Raw genomic sequence first — 16,597 nt, 5'->3', positions numbered from 1 at the left:
CTGGCCGGGTCAGCGCCCGCGCGCCAGTTCCTCGATCTGCTCGCGCAGGCCCGGCATGGCGAAACCCGCCCGGTCCAGCGCGGCCATGATGTCTTCGGTCGGCTGCCGCCCGGCCTGGGCCAGCGCCCAGATAACCGAAGACCGGAAGCCTGCCCGGCAATAGGCGAAGACAGGGCCGGGAAGCATCGCCATCGCCCGGGCCTGCGCCTCGATCATGGCAGGCGTGATCGGCGCATGGTGCACCGGGATCGCGGCAAAGCCGAGCCCCGCCGCCCGCGCTGCCGCTTCCATCGCTGCGGCGCCCTCATCTGTCGCCACCTCTTCATCGGGCCGGTTGCAGATGACTGAGCGGAAACCTGCCTGCGCGAGTGCTTCCAGATATTCAATTCCAGGTTGCGGCGCTGCGGCGAAATCCTTGTCCAGCCACATCATCGGAGGCAGGTCCTGCCCTGCGGCATTGCGGTTCATGTATTCTGCCATGGTGGTTCGGTTCCCTTTTCGTGCAATGGTTCCAGCCCAGCATTGCGGCTTTTGCGCAGAGGTGCAATGCGCGTTCCTTCGTGATTTGACATGTGTCAATGCCGGTTTTTCGCCATGATGTCACATGGCTCCGGCCGGGCATTCTCCGGGCGAACCATGGTGAGGCGGGGCGCGCGCAGGCGCCGGTTGCTGGCGCGGCCGGCAGCGCGGGTGTGGACGGCTCCAGGATATCGAGACTGAACGCGACCTGTGTCAGGCCGGGCTCCGGGCTGAACTTGCGGTTGAGTATGATGAGGGTGAATTTCTTGAGGGGATGGATCGTTCGGGAAGGGCCGGCTTTCGTCGGACCTGTGCAGCCCTCGCGCGAATCGAGGTGGGCAGTTACGGTTTTTGCGTGCGCTGCGGCGAGGAGGGCGCCGTTGAGTGGCGGGATGCGGTTCCCGCAACGCCATTTTGCCGCATCTGCGTCCGATAGGGGCCGCTGTATAGGAACCGCCCGATGAGCCAAACGAGCCGACACAGCCATATGCCAGCACGTTCCAAAAGCGCCGTCCCCGAGGAAACCCGCGTCCTGATCAGGACCCGGATCGAGAGCCTTCTGGCCAGCGGAACCGTGGCCAGCCAGGTCGGCCGGCGTTTGCGCACCAAGGGCTGCTGCAGCCCCTGGGCCGTTGCGTCTGCGGTGGCTGACGAGCAGGATGACGAGACCCATGAGGTCGCGCAAACCTGCACATCCATGACGGGGAGACACGGATGGCGTTCGAACAGCTCAAGGCAGGGATCGCACTGATCCTCGAAGAGATCGAGAAGCGGCCCGAGGACCGTCACGTGCTCCAGGAGGAGTTGCGCGGCCAGATCGCCGAGCTGCGTGCACTTGGCCTGCCGGTGCCTGAGGATATCCTGCGGCTCGAGCAGGAGCTCGAGGATGACGATTCCGACGATCTCTACGACGACATGCCCGTCTGAAACCTTGTCGCTCCGGCGCCATGTGCGGTTGTCCCGGGGCGGCGGGCTGTTGCCTTTCTGCCCCGACCGTTCCCTAATGGGCCTGCGATGAATTCGGATCCGGGCGGTCGCGCCGTGCCGGGTCTGGCCGGACGGGGGAAGGAATGATGGCGCCTGTCTTGGCGGTGGAGCATCCGGCGCCGGGGGTGGTGCGCCTTGTGCTCGATACGCCGCCCGAGAATGCCCTGACCGCGCCGTTGCGCGATGCGCTTGATGCCGGTCTGACCGCGGCCCTTGCGGCACGATCGACGCGGGCGGTGATGATCGCCGCACGCGGCGCGGTGTTTTCCGCAGAGGCGGTCTCGACATCTTCCGCCCCCTCCGGAGCGGAGGTCTCTCTGGGGGCGATCTGCAGGCGCATAGATGCGGCCGGGGTGCCGGTGATTGCCTTGCTGCCGGGGCCTGCCACGGGGGCCGGCTGCGAACTGGCGCTTGCCTGCCATTATCGCGTGGCGACGCGCGCGGCCGCGCTTTGTCTGCCGGATATCGCGCTGGGCCTGCCGCCGCAGGCCGGAACCACCTCGCGGCTGCCGCGTCTGACCGATCCGCTGACGGCGCTCGAGATGATGCTTTCGGCCCGGCCGCTGAGTGCTGCCAGTGCGCGCCAGGCCGGGCTTCTCGATGCACTGGTCGACGGCGATCTGGATGCCGCGGGACTGCGCTTCGTGCTGGGGCTTCTGGCCGAGCGTGCCGGGCCGCGCCCGGCCCTGTCGCGGCCGATGCCGGACTTCCGGGCGCTGCAGGCCTTGTTGCAGCGGTTGCGCGCCGGGCCCGGTCCCGATGGGGCGGTCCGGGCAGGGCGGGCGGTTCTCGATTGCGTCGAGGCTGCGGCCATGATGCCCGCCGCGGCGGCGCTGGCCTTCGAGGAGGCGGCGGTCGAGGATTGCCGCGACAGTGCGGCCCATCGCGCGCTGTGCCATCTGGCTGCGGCCGAGCATGTTCTGAATGCCCGCGCGTGCGTCCCGGCCGAACCCGGGCCGCGCCGGATTGGGATCTGGGGCTGGGGGCCGTCTGCGGCGGCGCTGGGGGCGGCGCTTCTGACGGCCGGGCCATCGGTGCGGCTGGGCGCACCGGATGCCGCCGCGCTCGCGCCTGGCATCGCCGGGATCGAGTCACTGCTCGACGCCGCGCGGCTTGCCGTGGGCTGGGACGAGGCGACTCGGGTGCGGTACCGCTCGCGGCTGTCGGCGGGGCCCGGACCCTCGGCGCTGACCGGATGCGATGTGGTGATCGAGGCCGGATCCGGAACGATGAACGAGCGGCAGGCGCGGTTTCCCGACCTTGCCCGCGCGGCCGCGCCAGAGGCGGTGCTGGCGGCGACCGGCGCGCTGGCGAGCCCCTCGGCCCTCGGCGCCCCGGCCGGACGCGAGGCCGACACGGTCTGGTTTCATTTGCCCGAGGCGGTGCCGGGCTGTCGTCTGGCCGAGGTGATCCGCTCGCCCCGCAGCGGGCCGCGCCCGGTTGCGGTTTTCGGCGCGCTGGCCCGGGGGCTCGAACGGCTGGTGCTGGTGGCCGAGCGCGAAAGCCCGTCGCTGGTGCTGTTGCTGGGGGCTTTGGACGCGGCCGATGCCATGGTCGAGGCCGGGGCCGCGCCGGCTGCGATCGATGCGGCGATGGAGGCCTGGGGCATGGCGCTTGGCCCCTACCGCATGGCCGACCGGGTGGGGCTGCCGCAACTGCTGGCCTTGCGCCGTCGCCAGCCCGGGGGCGACGATCCCGAGCTGCGGCCGGTGCTGATCCCCGGTCAGCTCGTGCGCGAGGGGCGCGAGGGATATCTGGCCGGGCGGGGCTATTACCGCTACGGCGCGGGTGGCACGGCCGAGCCCGATCCCCAGGTCGCCGAGATCGTCGCCGCCGCGCGCGAGGTCCTGGCGGTCGGGTCGCCGCGAAGCTTTGCCGGGGCCGAGATCCAGGCGCGGGTGCTGGCCGGGATGGTTCAGGCTGGGGCGGCGTTGCTGGGGCGGGGGGGCGTGAGCACGGCGGCCGAGCTCGATCTGGCGGCGGTCCATGGGCTCGGGGTCGCACGCTGGCGTGGCGGACCGATGCGGGCGGCGGACGAGGCCGGGCTGCTGTCGCTGCGCAAGACCCTGCGCGACATGGCTGCCGAGCGGCCGCGCGGCGGGATCTGGGAGCTGGACCCGCTTATTGCCGAGGCGATCAAGAACGGGCGCGATCTGGCAGCGGCGGTCGCGCCAAGGCGGGGCGCGCTCAGCCCAGCATGATGCCGACGACGACCATCATCAGGCCGATGGCAGAAAGCGCCAGCGCAGCCATGTTCTTGGCCACGGCCTTCTGCAGCCGGGCGCGCATCTCGGGTTCCGGCAGGCCGCTGTTGCGCGCGCCCAGCATGTCGCGGATGCACCAGAGGATGCCCGCAAGGCCCAGCACCGACACGGCCGCTCCGGCCCAGATCAAAGCCTCCATTGCATCCTCCTCGCTGGATTGGCGACCCCGCGCCTAGTCCAAGCGTCTGGCGCGCGCAAGGGTCTTGCGGCTGAGAAGGGGCTTCGCTACGTCAGGAGCCCGAGCAAGCAGAAGGACACAGGCCCGATGGAGATCGAGGACGAGCAGGACGATACCCGTTCCGCCGACAGCAGCTACCGCGTCACCGCCGGCGAGCTGCGCCAGTTCATCGAACGGTTCGAGCGGCTGGAGGCCGAGAAGAAGGACCTCGCCGATCAGCAGAAGGAGGTCATGGCCGAGGCCAAGGCGCGGGGCTATGACACCAAGGTGATGCGCAAGGTGATTTCACTGCGCAAGCGCGACAAGGAGGATATTGCCGAGGAAGAGGCGATCCTCGAACTTTACAAGGAAGCGCTGGGCATGGCCTGAAGGCATGCGGGCGCAGGCCACACCCCATTGTCTTGCAATGGCGGCACCATGAGGCCGCCCGGGCATCGCGGCAGTCGCTGCGATGCCTCTGCCTTTCCGGTGCCATTCCGGGCGGCCGGTCTTTCCTCCGGCCGGGGCCGGAATGCGCCTCGGCGCCGGGGAAAGGCCGTCCTGGCCAGATCCGGGAGGCGGGCCCGCGTCAGGACCACGTTGCGCATTCTGGACAGGATTTGCGCTTTGCGCTACGCAAGGCGCCATGTCTGACCAAATCTCTCAACTAAGCCCGCCGCGCCGGCTCCGGTTCCGGCCCGACCCCTGGTCGCTGGGCGCGCTTGTGATCGCGGCGCTGGTGCTTATGCCGATCCTGTCGGTCCTGGTGCTGGCGCTGACGCCAGAGGAGAATATCTGGCCGCATCTGATCTCGACCACGCTGCCGCGCTATCTGGGCAACACCGTGACGATAATGGTCGGGGTGGCGGTGCTGGCCTCGGCGGTGGGGGCGGGGGCGGCCTGGCTGGTCTCGATGTACCGCTTTCCCGGGGTGCGCTGGCTGGAATGGCTGTTATTGCTGCCGCTGGCGATCCCGGCCTATGTCGGCGCCTATGCGCTCGTCGATTTCCTCGAATATGCCGGACCGGTGCAGACCGGGCTCCGGACGGTCTTCGGCTGGAACAACGCGCAGGATTACTGGTTCCCCGAGATCCGCTCGCGCGGGGCGGCCGTGCTGGTGCTGTCGGCAGCCCTTTATCCCTATGTCTACCTGCTGTCGCGGGCGGCCTTCCGCGAGCAGTCGGGGGCGTCCTACGAGGTGGCCCGGGCGCTGGGCGCGGGGCCTCTGGCGTTGTTCTGGCGGGTCGGACTGCCGCTGGCGCGGCCTGCTATCGCCGCGGGAGCGGCCATCGCGATGATGGAGACGGTGAACGATTTCGGTGTGGTCGAGTATTTTGCGGTCCAGACCCTGACTGCCGGCATCTTCTCGGTCTGGCTCGAGGGCGGCAATGCCGGGGGGGCGGCGCAGATCGCGGGGGTGATCCTGGCGGTGATCCTGGCGCTGGTCGCGCTCGAGAAGGTCAGCCGGCGCAATCTGCGCTTTCACAATCTGGGCCGGCATCACCGTCCGCTGGTGCCGGTGCCGCTGGAGGGCGCTGCGGGCTGGGCCGCCACCGCCGCCTGCGCGTTGCCGGTCGCCATCGGCTTCGTGCTGCCCGTGGGCGTGATCCTCAGCCATGCTCTGGCCAATAGCGGAGGCTGGGCCGATCCGGGGCTGCTCCGGGCGCTGATCCATACGCTCAGCGTCGGCGGTATCGCGGCGGTCGTGACGGTCGCGGCCGGACTTTTCCTGGTCTATGGCGTGCGCCTGACCGGCCGGGCGCTGCCGCGGCTGCTCTTGCCGGTGACGACGATCGGTTATGCGGCGCCGGGCGCCGTGCTTGGGGTGGGGTTGCTGATCCCGATGGCGGCCGCCGATAATGCGCTGGCCGATACCTGGCTCGGGCTGTTCGGCACCGATCCGGGGCTTCTGATGACCGGCTCGGCTTTCGCCATCATCTATGCCTATGCGGTGCGGTTCTTCGCCATCGCGCAGGGGGCGGCCGATGCGGCAATGGGGCGGATCGCGCCGAGCCTGCCGATGGCGGCGCGCTCGCTTGGCCGCAGCGCGCGCGGCACGCTGACCGCGGTCTATCTGCCGCTGATCCGGACCTCGGTCGGGACCGCGCTGCTTCTGGTCTTCGTCGACTGCGTCAAGGAGCTTCCGGCGACCTTGCTGCTGCGGCCCTTCAACTACAACACCCTCGCAACGCGGGTCTATGACAAGGCCAGCCTCGAGAATCTGGCCGATGCCTCTCCGGCGGCGCTTCTGGTCTGTCTGGTGGGGCTGGTGGCAGTCGGGCTTCTGGCGCGCGCCAATCGCTGAGCCGCGGCCGCCGCTTGCGCGGTTGCGCCCCGCCATGATAGGAGAGGCGGCGTCGCCCCTATAGCACAGCGGTAGTGCAGCGGTTTTGTAAACCGAAGGTCGGGAGTTCAAATCTCTCTGGGGGCACCAATTCCCATCCGGGCCTGTGAAATCTTCCGATGTCCCCGAGGGACGAGGCGCTTTGACCGGTCGCTGCTGGTCGTCCGGCAGCCGTCCCGAGGCTTTGGCCTTGCTCTTGGGCAACGGGCTGGGCGGTCGAGAGCCTGATCCGGAGGGCCGACTGTTCGGTCTCGTTCAGTCGGCAGGCGTGAAGCGGGCAGGCCCCTGAAGCAGTCGGCGGACAGCACCGCTGTCGAGATCCGTCATGTGGATGAATGGTGGGCCTGCAAGCATGGCTCCTCCAGCCGGAGGCAATGGCAGAAGGCCCGCAACGCTCTGGATAATGAGACCGGCGACATCGGGGTGGGGGCGAGGTCATCTTGAGCCGTGCCCCCTGCCGCCCGGACTTCGCGGTGCGACGAGTACGTCACCGTTCCTGCGACTGTCCCGCAATATCGGCATGCCATGTCGCGATCCTTGAGGGCATGCGAAACCGTTCGGGCCCTCGTCGTATCAATGGCCGTCATGCCCCCACGCCCGATCCGGCGAAGCGGAGGTGCCCGGCATTGTCCTCGGATCAATGGCGGAAAATGCCTTGTCGTGAAATGAAGATCCCTCGTCCGTCGCGATAGACTGGAGGCAGCCTTCGGACGGTGCGAGGGCGACCATACGTGGTCGGTTTGGTGGGGCCGCAAGGCGACGCTTTCTGTGGTCATGGGGTTTCTCGGCGAGGTCGTGGGCCGATCCCGACTGATCCCGGGGATGGGCACGAGGCCCAACCCCATGACGGACCTGCCTGCGCTTGCGGAGAAGCGCCCCAGTGCTGAGCCGCTTTGCAAGAGGATACTGCAGAGCGATTGATAGGGGGACTCTGCGCCGGGATCGACGCGGACCGAGCGCTGCACGGCTGGCGCGGCCCATATGCTATCATCATCGCGACCGATGGCGCCTGGGCCGGAAGTGTCGGCGCTTGTCCTGTTTCTCCGTTCCTTCTCGAGCCGGGGCGCTCTGAGAGGAAGCCCCTCGCCACCGTGATCCGGGAGGCCGATGTCGATCGAGACATGACGCGGTCGATGGACGACCTCGCGAGGTCACGGGGCCGCGGGGATCGAGGAGCCCGATGAGCCGCGTGGGAAAATGCCGCTTTTGGGCCGGAGTGGGCTTGTCGCCCGGTGTCGAGCGAAGCGCCTTTACCTTATCGATCGCGATGCGGGGGAGGGGCGTCGTCGGAGCGACGGTTAAGCTGGGCGGTGGTTCTTCCGGAGCCGGAAGCCTGCGCCCCTCGAAGATGGCCTGTGACGCTCTTTGGCACAGGCGGATGGCGTGCCGCAGGGATTGGAACGGCAGGGGGCTTTGGGGCAAATGAAAACCTGCGGCGGGTATGGGGCCGCCGCAGGAACATTGTCAGATTTCGCGCCTTTCTGGCGCCTATTCGGCCGTCAGAAGAGGCGGTTTCTTCGAGGAGTCGAGGCGGCGTTTCTCCGGTTCCTCGATCCTCAGGTCGATTTCTCCATCCCGGACACCGACCTTCACGACGCCGCCTTTGGCGAGCTTGCCGAACAGCAGCTCTTCGGCCAGCGGCTTCTTGATCGTTTCCTGGATGACGCGGCCCAAGGGTCGGGCGCCCATCTTGTCGTCATAGCCCTTCTCGGCCAGCCATTCGGCGGCGGGGCGGGTCAGTTCGATCGAGACGTTGCGGTCCATCAGCTGGGCTTCGAGTTGCAGCACGAATTTCTCGACGACCTGCAGGATGGTTTCCTTCGGCAGCGGCGCGAAGGAGATCACCGCATCCAGCCGGTTGCGGAACTCGGGCGTGAAGGTCCGCTCGATGGCGGCCGTGTCCTCTCCCTCGCGCCGGTCGCGGCCGAAGCCGATGGCGGCCTTGGCCTGTTCGGCGGCCCCCGCATTCGAGGTCATGATCAGGATCACGTTGCGGAAATCGACCTGCCGGCCGTTATGGTCGGTCAGTTTGCCGTGATCCATGACCTGCAGCAGGATGTTGAACACATCCGGATGGGCCTTCTCGATCTCGTCGAGCAGCAGCACGCAATGCGGGTTCTGGTCGACACCGTCGGTCAGCATCCCGCCCTGGTCGAAGCCGACATAGCCGGGCGGCGCGCCGATCAGACGGCTGACGGCATGTTTCTCCATGTATTCCGACATGTCGAAGCGCAGCAGTTCCACCCCGAGGCTTGAGGCCAGCTGCTTGGCCACCTCGGTCTTGCCGACACCGGTGGGGCCGGCGAAGAGGTAGTTGCCGATGGGCTTTTCAGGCTCGCGCAGACCGGCCCGGGCCAACTTGATCGAGGCCGAGAGCGCCTCGATCGCCTTGTCCTGGCCGAAGACCACGCGCTTGAGGGTGGTTTCCAGATCCTTCAGCAGCTTGGCATCGTCCTTCGAGACGTTCTTCGGCGGGATCCGGGCGATCTTGGCCACCACGGCCTCGATCTCGCGGGGGCCGATGGTCTTGCGGCGCTTGCTTTCGGCGATCAGATGCTGGGCAGCGCCGGCCTCGTCGATCACGTCGATGGCCTTGTCGGGCAGCTTGCGGTCATGGATATAGCGCGCGGCCAGTTCCACCGCCGACTTGATGGCGTCCGAGGTGTATTTGACCTCATGGTGTTCTTCGAAATAGGGCTTGAGACCCTTGAGGATCTTGACCGCATCCTCGACCGAGGGCTCGGTCACGTCGATCTTCTGGAACCGGCGGCTGAGCGCGCGGTCCTTCTCGAAATGCTGGCGGAACTCCTTGTAGGTGGTCGAGCCCATGCAGCGCAGCTTGCCGCCCTGCAGCGCGGGTTTCAGCAGGTTCGATGCATCCATGGCCCCGCCCGAGGTCGCGCCGGCGCCGATCACGGTATGGATCTCGTCGATGAAGAGGATCGCGTCGGGGTGATCCTCAAGCTCGGTCACAACCGCCTTCAGCCGTTCCTCGAAATCGCCGCGATAGCGGGTACCAGCCAGCAGGGCCCCCATGTCGAGCGAGAAGATCGTGGCCTTCGACAGCACCTCGGGTGTCTCGCCGCCGACGATCTTGCGCGCGAGCCCTTCGGCGATGGCTGTCTTGCCGACGCCCGGGTCGCCCACCAGAAGCGGGTTGTTCTTGCGGCGCCGGCACAGCACCTGGATGCAGCGCTCGACCTCCTGGTCGCGGCCGATCAGCGGGTCGATATCGCCCTTGCGTGACTTGGCGTTGAGATTGACGCAATACTTGGCCAGGGCGGATTCCCGTGCCTCGCCGCCTTCGGGCTGCGCGGCACCGGCCTGGGGTTCCTCCTCGAATTCCGAGGCGCCGGTGACCGGGCGCTGTTCGCCGAAGGACGGGTCCTTGGCGACGCCATGGGCGATGAAATTGACGGCGTCATAGCGCGTCATTTCCTGTTCCTGCAGGAAATAGGCCGCGTTCGATTCGCGCTCGGCAAAGATCGCGACCAGAACATTGGCCCCGGTGACCTCGGTCCGGCCCGAGCTCTGGACATGGATCGCGGCGCGCTGGATCACGCGCTGGAAGGCCGCCGTGGGCACCGCTTCCGAGCCTTCGATATCGGTCACGAGCGTTGCCAGTTCATCTTCGATGAATTCGGTCAGCGTCTTGCGCAACTCCTCGAGATCGACCGAGCAGGCCTTCATCACCTTGGAGGCGTCAGGCTCGTCGATCAGTGCCAGGAGAAGGTGTTCGAGGGTGGCGAGTTCGTGGCGGCGCGCATTGGCCTGGGCCAGCGCAGCGTGAATGGCTTGCTCGAGAGTGTTTGAGAATGAAGGCACGGGACGTGCTCCTTTCCTTCTGTGGCAGAGGTGGGCATTGCCGTTCCTCTACCTTTGCTCTTTAGGATTAAGTTTTGGTTTTTGTTGGCCCGCTTCAAGTTTTTTCTGTTCAAAACCTGGACTCCGTCCCGCGATCGCCCTGTTTTTCGGCAGGCCCGCCGCCGGGACGCGTGGCTCAGAACCTGTCCTTGCGCGCGCGGATCTCGGCGAAGACCTCGATATCGCTTTCGGTTTCCATGCCGAGCGCCTGCCTGAGCTCGGGCCGGTCGGCACGCAGGAACGGATTGGTGGCGAGCTCTACGGAAAGCGGAACTGGAACTGTCGGACGGCCCTCGGCGCGCAGTCGGTCGATTTCCGCGAAGCGGTCGCGGAGCACGGCATTGCCGGGCTCGACAGTCAGGGCGAAGCGGGCATTGGAGGATGTATATTCATGGCCCGAGAATACAAGGGTCTCGGGCGGGAGCGCGGAGAGCTTTTTCAGGCTGTCCCACATCATCGCGGGCGTGCCCTCGAACAGCCTGCCGCAACCAAGCGCCATCAGGCTGTCGGCGGTGAAGACGGCATCCCCCGCGGCAAAGCGGTAGGCGACATGGCCCAGCGTGTGGCCCGGCACCGCGATCACATCGGCCGCAATGGGTCCCTCGCCGATCCGGTCGCCCTCTGACAGCGCCCGGTCGAGCGGCGGCAGCCGGTCGGCCTCGGCCGCCGGCCCCATCACCCTGGCCCCGAAGCGCGCGCGCAGCTCGGCAACGCCCTCGACATGGTCGTGATGGTGGTGGGTGATCAGAATCGTGTCGAGCGTCCAGCCGCGGGTCTCGAGCGCCCCGGCGATCGGGCCGGCCTCGGGCGCATCGATCAGGACCGCGCCGCCGGGTCCCTTGACCAGATAGGCGTAGTTGTCGTTCAGGCAGGGTACGGTGACGATGTCTAGGGGCATGGCATTCTTGTCCGTCTTGGTTATCCTTGCGTTCCAAGGCCCGAAGCCCGGAGGCAGCGCAGGCGGCAATGCATCTCGATGTTCTCGACCTGAGGAACTTCTACTACCGTACCAATCTGGGGCGCGTGGCGCAGAGGGCAATCCGCCAACAGGTGCGCGATATCTGGCCCGTGGCCAAGGGGCAGACGGTGGCGGGGTTCGGCTTCGCGGTGCCGCTGCTGCGGCCCTTGCGGGCCAGCGCGCGCCGGGTGGTGGCGCTGATGCCGGGCCAGCAGGGGGTGATGCCCTGGCCGGCCGGCGAGGAGAATGTCTCGCTGCTGTGTGAAGAGACCGCCTGGCCGCTGCCCGACGGCTTCGTCGACAAGCTGATCCTGTTGCACGGGCTCGAGACCAGCGAGCATCCGGCCGCGGTGCTGGAGGAATCGCTGAGGGTGCTGCGGCCCGGGGGCAGGGCGCTTTTCATCGTGCCGAACCGCTCGGGGCTCTGGGCGCGGCGGGACGGGACGCCGTTCGGCTTCGGCCGTCCCTACAGTTCCGGTCAGCTCGAGGCGCAATTGCGCCAGCACGGTTTCGAACCCGAGGCGCATCGGGCGGCGCTTTTCTCGCCCCCGACCTCAAGGCGATTCTGGCTTAAAACCGCAGCCATTTGGGAAAATGCGGGGCAACGCATGTCTGCCTATTATGCGGGCGGAGTGCTGATGGTCGAGGCAACGAAGCGGGTCTACCGTCCGACCGGGCTGCCCGTGCAGGATGGTCTGCCGCGCCCCTTGCGGATTCTCGAAGGGCTGCCCAAGCCCGGCGCCGAACCGGCCTGAAACCCCAGCCCTGATGGCGTTGCGCGTCCGGTTCGGGGGCGCTCCGGCGGTCCGGCGGGGGCCGGGCACGGACGGGGGCCGGGGTTTGGGGCCGGCCCTGTGCCACAGCTGTGGCACGCGCGTGACATTCTGCGGTTCTAGGCGGTTGCTAGGTCAATCCTCCTCTGCTAAACCCACGCCGATTTCAGAGCGTGCCCGTCAGGGCGCGCCGCTTGATCTGCCCCGTCCGGGTCTTTAACGGGCATGCGAGGGGCCTTAAGACATCGGAAGGGTTGACGTGTCCGAACCAGCTTCGATTTCGTCCGGCATTGCCAAGCGCTATGCCACCGCGCTGTTTGAGATTACCAAGGAAGCCAATGCCATTCCCGCACTCGAGGCCGATGTCGATGCGCTCGACGCCGCGCTTGCCGAAAGCGGGGATTTTCGGGATCTGATCTCGTCGCCCGTCTATTCGCGGGATCAGCAATCGCGTGCCATCGGCGCGATTGCGTCGAAAATGGGGCTGGGGCAAATTCTTGCCAATACGCTGCAGCTGATGGGCTCCAAACGGCGCCTGTTCGTGCTGCCGCAGCTGGTTTCCGAACTTCGCGCGCTGATCGCCGAGGCCAAGGGCGAGGTCAGCGCCGAGGTCGTTTCGGCCCGGCCGCTGAGCGAGGCCCAGCGCAAGGCCCTGGCCGAGGCGCTCAAGCAGAACGCCGGCAAGGACGTCAAGATAAATGCTTCCGTCGATGAGAGTCTCATCGGCGGCCTTATCGTAAAACTGGGCTCGAAGATGATCGACACCTCGATCCGTGCGCGGCTCAGTGCACTCCAGAACACCATGAAAGAGGTCGGATAAATGGGTATCCAAGCAGCTGAGATCTCTGCGATCCTCAAGGAGCAGATCAAGAATTTCGGTCAGGAGGCCGAAGTTGCAGAGGTAGGCCGCGTGCTGTCGGTGGGTGACGGCATTGCCCGTGTCCATGGCCTCGACAACGTCCAAGCGGGCGAGATGGTCGAGTTTCCGGGCGGTATCCGGGGCATGGCGCTGAACCTCGAGGTCGACAATGTCGGCATCGTGATCTTCGGCTCGGACCGTGCCATCAAGGAAGGCGATGTCGTCAAGCGCACCAACGCGATCGTGGACGTGCCCTGTGGTGATGCGCTGCTGGGCCGCGTGGTCGATGCTCTGGGCAACCCGATCGACGGCAAGGGCCCGATCGCGGCGACCGAGCGCCGCGTCGGCGACGTCAAGGCGCCGGGCATCATCCCGCGCAAATCGGTGCATGAGCCGATGGCCACCGGCCTGAAATCGGTCGACGCCATGATCCCGATCGGCCGCGGCCAGCGCGAGCTGATCATCGGCGACCGGCAGACCGGCAAGACCGCTGTGGCGCTCGACACGATCCTGAACCAGAAATCCTACAACGAAGCCGCAGGCGACGACGAGAGCAAGAAGCTCTACTGCGTCTACGTCGCCATCGGGCAGAAGCGCTCGACCGTGGCCCAGCTGGTGAAGAAGCTCGAGGAAACCGGCGCGATGGCCTATTCCATCATCGTCGCCGCCACCGCCTCGGACCCGGCGCCGATGCAGTATCTCGCCCCCTATACCGCGACTGCGATGGGCGAGTTCTTCCGCGACAATGGCCGTCATGCGCTGATGGTCTATGACGATCTGTCGAAACAGGCCGTCGCCTACCGTCAGATGTCGCTGCTGCTGCGCCGTCCGCCGGGGCGTGAAGCCTACCCGGGCGACGTGTTCTACCTGCACTCCCGCCTGCTGGAACGTTCGGCCAAGATGAACGAGGATCACGGCGCGGGCTCGCTGACCGCCCTGCCGATCATCGAGACCCAGGCGGGCGACGTGTCGGCCTATATCCCGACCAACGTGATCTCGATCACCGACGGCCAGATCTTCCTTGAAACCGACCTGTTCTATCAGGGCATCCGTCCGGCCGTGAACACCGGTCTGTCGGTGTCGCGTGTGGGCTCTGCGGCCCAGACCAACGCGATGAAATCGGTTGCGGGCCCGGTGAAGCTGGAACTGGCGCAGTATCGCGAGATGGCGGCCTTTGCCCAGTTCGGCTCGGACCTCGACGCCGCGACCCAGAAGCTGCTGAACCGCGGCGCGCGTCTGACCGAGCTGATGAAGCAGCCGCAATACTCGCCGCTGACCAATGCCGAGATCGTCTGCGTGATCTTCGCGGGCACCCAGGGCTATATCGACAAGGTCGCCGTCAAGGACGTGACCCGCTACGAGACCGACCTGCTGACCTTCCTGCGCAGCAGGCATCAGGATCTTCTGGACGACATCACCAACAACGACCGCAAGGTGAAGGGCGAGCTCGAGGATAAGATCCGCGCCGCGCTGGACGAATTCGCCAAGAACTTCGCCTGAGCGTGGATGGGATCGGGATAGATGCCTAGCCTCAAGGACCTCAAGAACCGGATCGCCAGCGTCAAGTCGACGCGGAAGATCACGAAGGCCATGCAGATGGTCGCGGCGGCCAAGCTCCGCCGCGCCCAGGAAGCCGCCGAGAACGCGCGCCCCTATGCCGCGCAGATGGAAAAGGTCATGTCCGGACTCGCGGCCTCGGCCACGGGGGCGGCCAATGCGCCGAAACTCCTCGTCGGTACCGGCTCCGAGAAGGTGCACCTCCTGGTCGTCATGACGGCCGAGAGGGGCCTTTGCGGCGGCTTCAACTCGTCGATCGTGCGTCTGGCGCGCCACAAGGCGCAGGACCTCATCGCCGAGGGCAAGACCGTCAAGATCCTGACCGTGGGCCGCAAGGGCCGCGAGCAGCTGAAGCGCGACCTCGGCGACCATTTCGTCGGCCATGTCGACCTGAGCGAGGTCAAGCGCATCCGCTACGGCAATGCGCGCGAGATCTCGCAGGACATCATCTCCCGCTTCGAGGCGGGCGAGTTCGACGTCGCAACGATCTTCTTCAGCCGCTTCAAGTCGGTGATCAGCCAGGAACCGACCGCCCAGCAGATCATCCCGGCCGTCTTCGACGAACCCGAGGACAGCTCGACCATGTATGATTACGAGCCCACCGAGGGCGAGATCATGGCCGAGCTTCTGCCCCGCGGGGTGGCGACCCAGATCTTCGCCGCGCTCCTCGAGAACGGCGCCTCCGAACAGGGCGCGCGGATGTCTGCCATGGACAACGCGACCCGGAACGCGGGCGAGATGATCGACAAGCTGAACCTCGAGTACAACCGCTCGCGTCAGGCTGCGATCACCAAGGAGCTGATCGAAATCATTTCGGGCGCCGAGGCGCTCTAACGGAACCGGAGAAACGACAATGGCAAATGCTGTAGGCAAGGTCACCCAGGTGATTGGTGCCGTGGTCGACGTTCAATTCGACCAACACCTGCCCGAGATCCTGAACGCGCTGGAAACCGAGAACAACGGCAAGCGTCTGGTGCTGGAAGTGGCCCAGCACCTCGGGGAAAACACCGTGCGCACCATCGCCATGGACGCGACCGAGGGTCTCGTGCGCGGCGCCAAGGTGACCGATCTGGAAAAGCCGATCTCGGTGCCGGTGGGCGATGCCACGCTCGGCCGCATCCTGAACGTGATCGGCGAGCCGGTCGATGAAAAGGGTCCGGTGCACGCCACGGAAACCCGCGCCATCCACCAGCCGGCGCCCGAATTCGCCGAACAGTCGACCTCGTCCGAGATCCTCGTGACCGGCATCAAGGTCATCGACCTGCTGGCGCCCTATTCCAAGGGCGGCAAGGTCGGCCTCTTCGGCGGTGCCGGCGTGGGCAAGACCGTTCTGATCATGGAACTGATCAACAACATCGCCAAGGTGCACTCCGGCTACTCGGTGTTCGCGGGTGTTGGCGAGCGGACCCGTGAAGGCAACGACCTCTATCACGAGATGATCGAGTCGAACGTCATCAAGGTCGACGATCTGTCCAAGTCGCAGGTGGCGCTGGTCTATGGCCAGATGAACGAGCCTCCGGGAGCCCGGGCCCGCGTCGCGCTGACCGGCCTGACCCTGGCCGAGCAGTTCCGCGACCAGTCCGGCACCGACGTGCTGTTCTTCGTCGACAACATCTTCCGCTTCACCCAGGCGGGCTCCGAGGTGTCGGCGCTTCTGGGCCGGATCCCCTCGGCGGTGGGCTATCAGCCGACGCTGGCGACCGACATGGGCGCGCTGCAGGAACGCATCACCTCGACCAAGCGTGGCTCGATCACCTCGGTTCAGGCGATCTACGTGCCTGCGGACGACCTCACCGACCCGGCGCCCGCGACCTCGTTCGCCCACCTCGACGCCACCACCGTGCTGTCGCGTGCGATTTCCGAACTCGGCATCTACCCGGCGGTGGATCCGCTCGACTCGACCTCGCGGATCCTCGATCCCTCCGTCGTCGGCGAAGAGCATTACCAAGTGGCGCGTGACGTTCAGGGCATCCTGCAACGCTACAAGTCGCTGCAGGACATCATCGCCATTCTTGGCATGGACGAACTGTCGGAAGAGGACAAGCTGACCGTGGCCCGCGCCCGGAAGATCCAGCGGTTCCTCAGCCAGCCCTTCGACGTGGCGAAGGTCTTCACCGGTTCGGACGGCGTCCAGGTGCCGCTTGAAAAGACCATCGCGTCGTTCAAGGCGGTCGTGGCCGGCGAATACGATCACTTGCCCGAAGCCGCCTTCTACATGGTGGGCGACATCGACGATGTGGTCGCCAAGGCCGAGAAGATGGCGGCCGACGCGGCCTGATAGGGGTTTCGGCTCCGGGCGGTCCTGCCGCCCGGAG

General features: G+C 66.6%; 13 protein-coding genes and 1 tRNA gene. 10 read left to right on the top strand and 4 right to left on the bottom strand.

Going from position 1 to position 16,597, the window contains the following annotated elements; genetic code table 11:
* Positions 1-9 precede the first annotated feature (9 nt).
* A complete protein-coding gene (locus tag ACK8CO_RS04265) occupies positions 10-480 on the bottom strand; it encodes a TIGR01244 family sulfur transferase (protein WP_414898267.1) in 471 nt (156 codons plus the stop codon).
* Between the two features lie 753 nt (positions 481-1,233).
* Between ACK8CO_RS04265 and ACK8CO_RS04260 the strand changes: the two genes are divergently transcribed.
* A complete protein-coding gene (locus tag ACK8CO_RS04260; protein WP_414898266.1) occupies positions 1,234-1,446 on the top strand; it encodes a hypothetical protein in 213 nt (70 codons plus the stop codon).
* Positions 1,447-1,592: 146 nt separating this feature from the next.
* The gene (locus ACK8CO_RS04255) at positions 1,593-3,707 is read left to right on the top strand and encodes an enoyl-CoA hydratase-related protein (RefSeq protein ID WP_414898265.1); all 2,115 of its coding nucleotides are present in this window, start codon (positions 1,593-1,595) and stop codon (positions 3,705-3,707) included.
* Here ACK8CO_RS04255 and ACK8CO_RS04250 read toward each other — a convergent pair.
* Positions 3,694-3,909: a hypothetical protein gene (locus ACK8CO_RS04250; RefSeq protein WP_080615636.1), complete on the bottom strand. Its 216-nt coding sequence runs from the start codon at positions 3,907-3,909 to the stop codon at positions 3,694-3,696. The two genes, ACK8CO_RS04255 and ACK8CO_RS04250, sit on opposite strands and share 14 nt — an antisense overlap.
* A 126-nt stretch (positions 3,910-4,035) precedes the next feature.
* Between ACK8CO_RS04250 and ACK8CO_RS04245 the strand changes: the two genes are divergently transcribed.
* The 3 genes from ACK8CO_RS04245 (at position 4,036) to ACK8CO_RS04235 (ending at position 6,361) form a co-directional block, all read left to right on the top strand.
* Positions 4,036-4,317 (top strand): DUF2312 domain-containing protein, encoded by a 282-nt coding sequence (locus tag ACK8CO_RS04245; protein WP_042460048.1) that lies wholly within the window; start codon positions 4,036-4,038, stop codon positions 4,315-4,317.
* Between the two features lie 256 nt (positions 4,318-4,573).
* Entirely contained in the window at positions 4,574-6,232 is a 1,659-nt protein-coding gene (locus ACK8CO_RS04240) for an ABC transporter permease (RefSeq protein ID WP_080615637.1), read from the top strand.
* A gap of 54 nt (positions 6,233-6,286) precedes the next feature.
* A tRNA-Thr gene (locus ACK8CO_RS04235) sits at positions 6,287-6,361 on the top strand.
* A 1,398-nt stretch (positions 6,362-7,759) separates the two neighbouring features.
* Here ACK8CO_RS04235 and clpA read toward each other — a convergent pair.
* Both clpA and gloB read right to left on the bottom strand, forming a co-directional pair.
* Positions 7,760-10,096, bottom strand: coding sequence for an ATP-dependent Clp protease ATP-binding subunit ClpA (gene clpA / locus ACK8CO_RS04230; RefSeq protein ID WP_080615638.1), 2,337 nt, complete (start codon positions 10,094-10,096; stop codon positions 7,760-7,762).
* Between the two features lie 175 nt (positions 10,097-10,271).
* Entirely contained in the window at positions 10,272-11,033 is a 762-nt protein-coding gene (gene gloB / locus ACK8CO_RS04225; protein ID WP_414898264.1) for a hydroxyacylglutathione hydrolase, read from the bottom strand.
* 68 nt (positions 11,034-11,101) lie between these two features.
* Between gloB and ACK8CO_RS04220 the strand changes: the two genes are divergently transcribed.
* From ACK8CO_RS04220 to atpD, 5 genes are all read left to right on the top strand, one after another.
* On the top strand, positions 11,102-11,848 hold the full coding sequence (locus tag ACK8CO_RS04220) for a class I SAM-dependent methyltransferase (protein ID WP_080615640.1): 747 nt from the start codon (positions 11,102-11,104) through the stop codon (positions 11,846-11,848).
* A 277-nt stretch (positions 11,849-12,125) separates the two neighbouring features.
* Complete coding sequence (locus ACK8CO_RS04215; RefSeq protein WP_414898263.1) at positions 12,126-12,686, top strand: F0F1 ATP synthase subunit delta; 561 nt, start codon at positions 12,126-12,128, stop codon at positions 12,684-12,686.
* On the top strand, positions 12,687-14,225 hold the full coding sequence (gene atpA / locus ACK8CO_RS04210; protein ID WP_080615642.1) for a F0F1 ATP synthase subunit alpha: 1,539 nt from the start codon (positions 12,687-12,689) through the stop codon (positions 14,223-14,225). It begins immediately after the preceding gene.
* Between the two features lie 21 nt (positions 14,226-14,246).
* Positions 14,247-15,116, top strand: coding sequence for a F0F1 ATP synthase subunit gamma (locus ACK8CO_RS04205; RefSeq protein ID WP_080615643.1), 870 nt, complete (start codon positions 14,247-14,249; stop codon positions 15,114-15,116).
* 19 nt (positions 15,117-15,135) lie between these two features.
* A complete protein-coding gene (atpD, locus tag ACK8CO_RS04200; RefSeq protein ID WP_414898262.1) occupies positions 15,136-16,560 on the top strand; it encodes a F0F1 ATP synthase subunit beta in 1,425 nt (474 codons plus the stop codon).
* Positions 16,561-16,597 lie beyond the last annotated feature (37 nt).

It is taken from the genome of Rhodovulum sp. HP10 (assembly GCF_047553435.1).
GTDB lineage: Bacteria > Pseudomonadota > Alphaproteobacteria > Rhodobacterales > Rhodobacteraceae > Rhodovulum.
The sequence above is the reverse complement of the archived record's forward strand: the minus strand, read 5'-3'. Positions and strand labels throughout refer to the sequence as shown.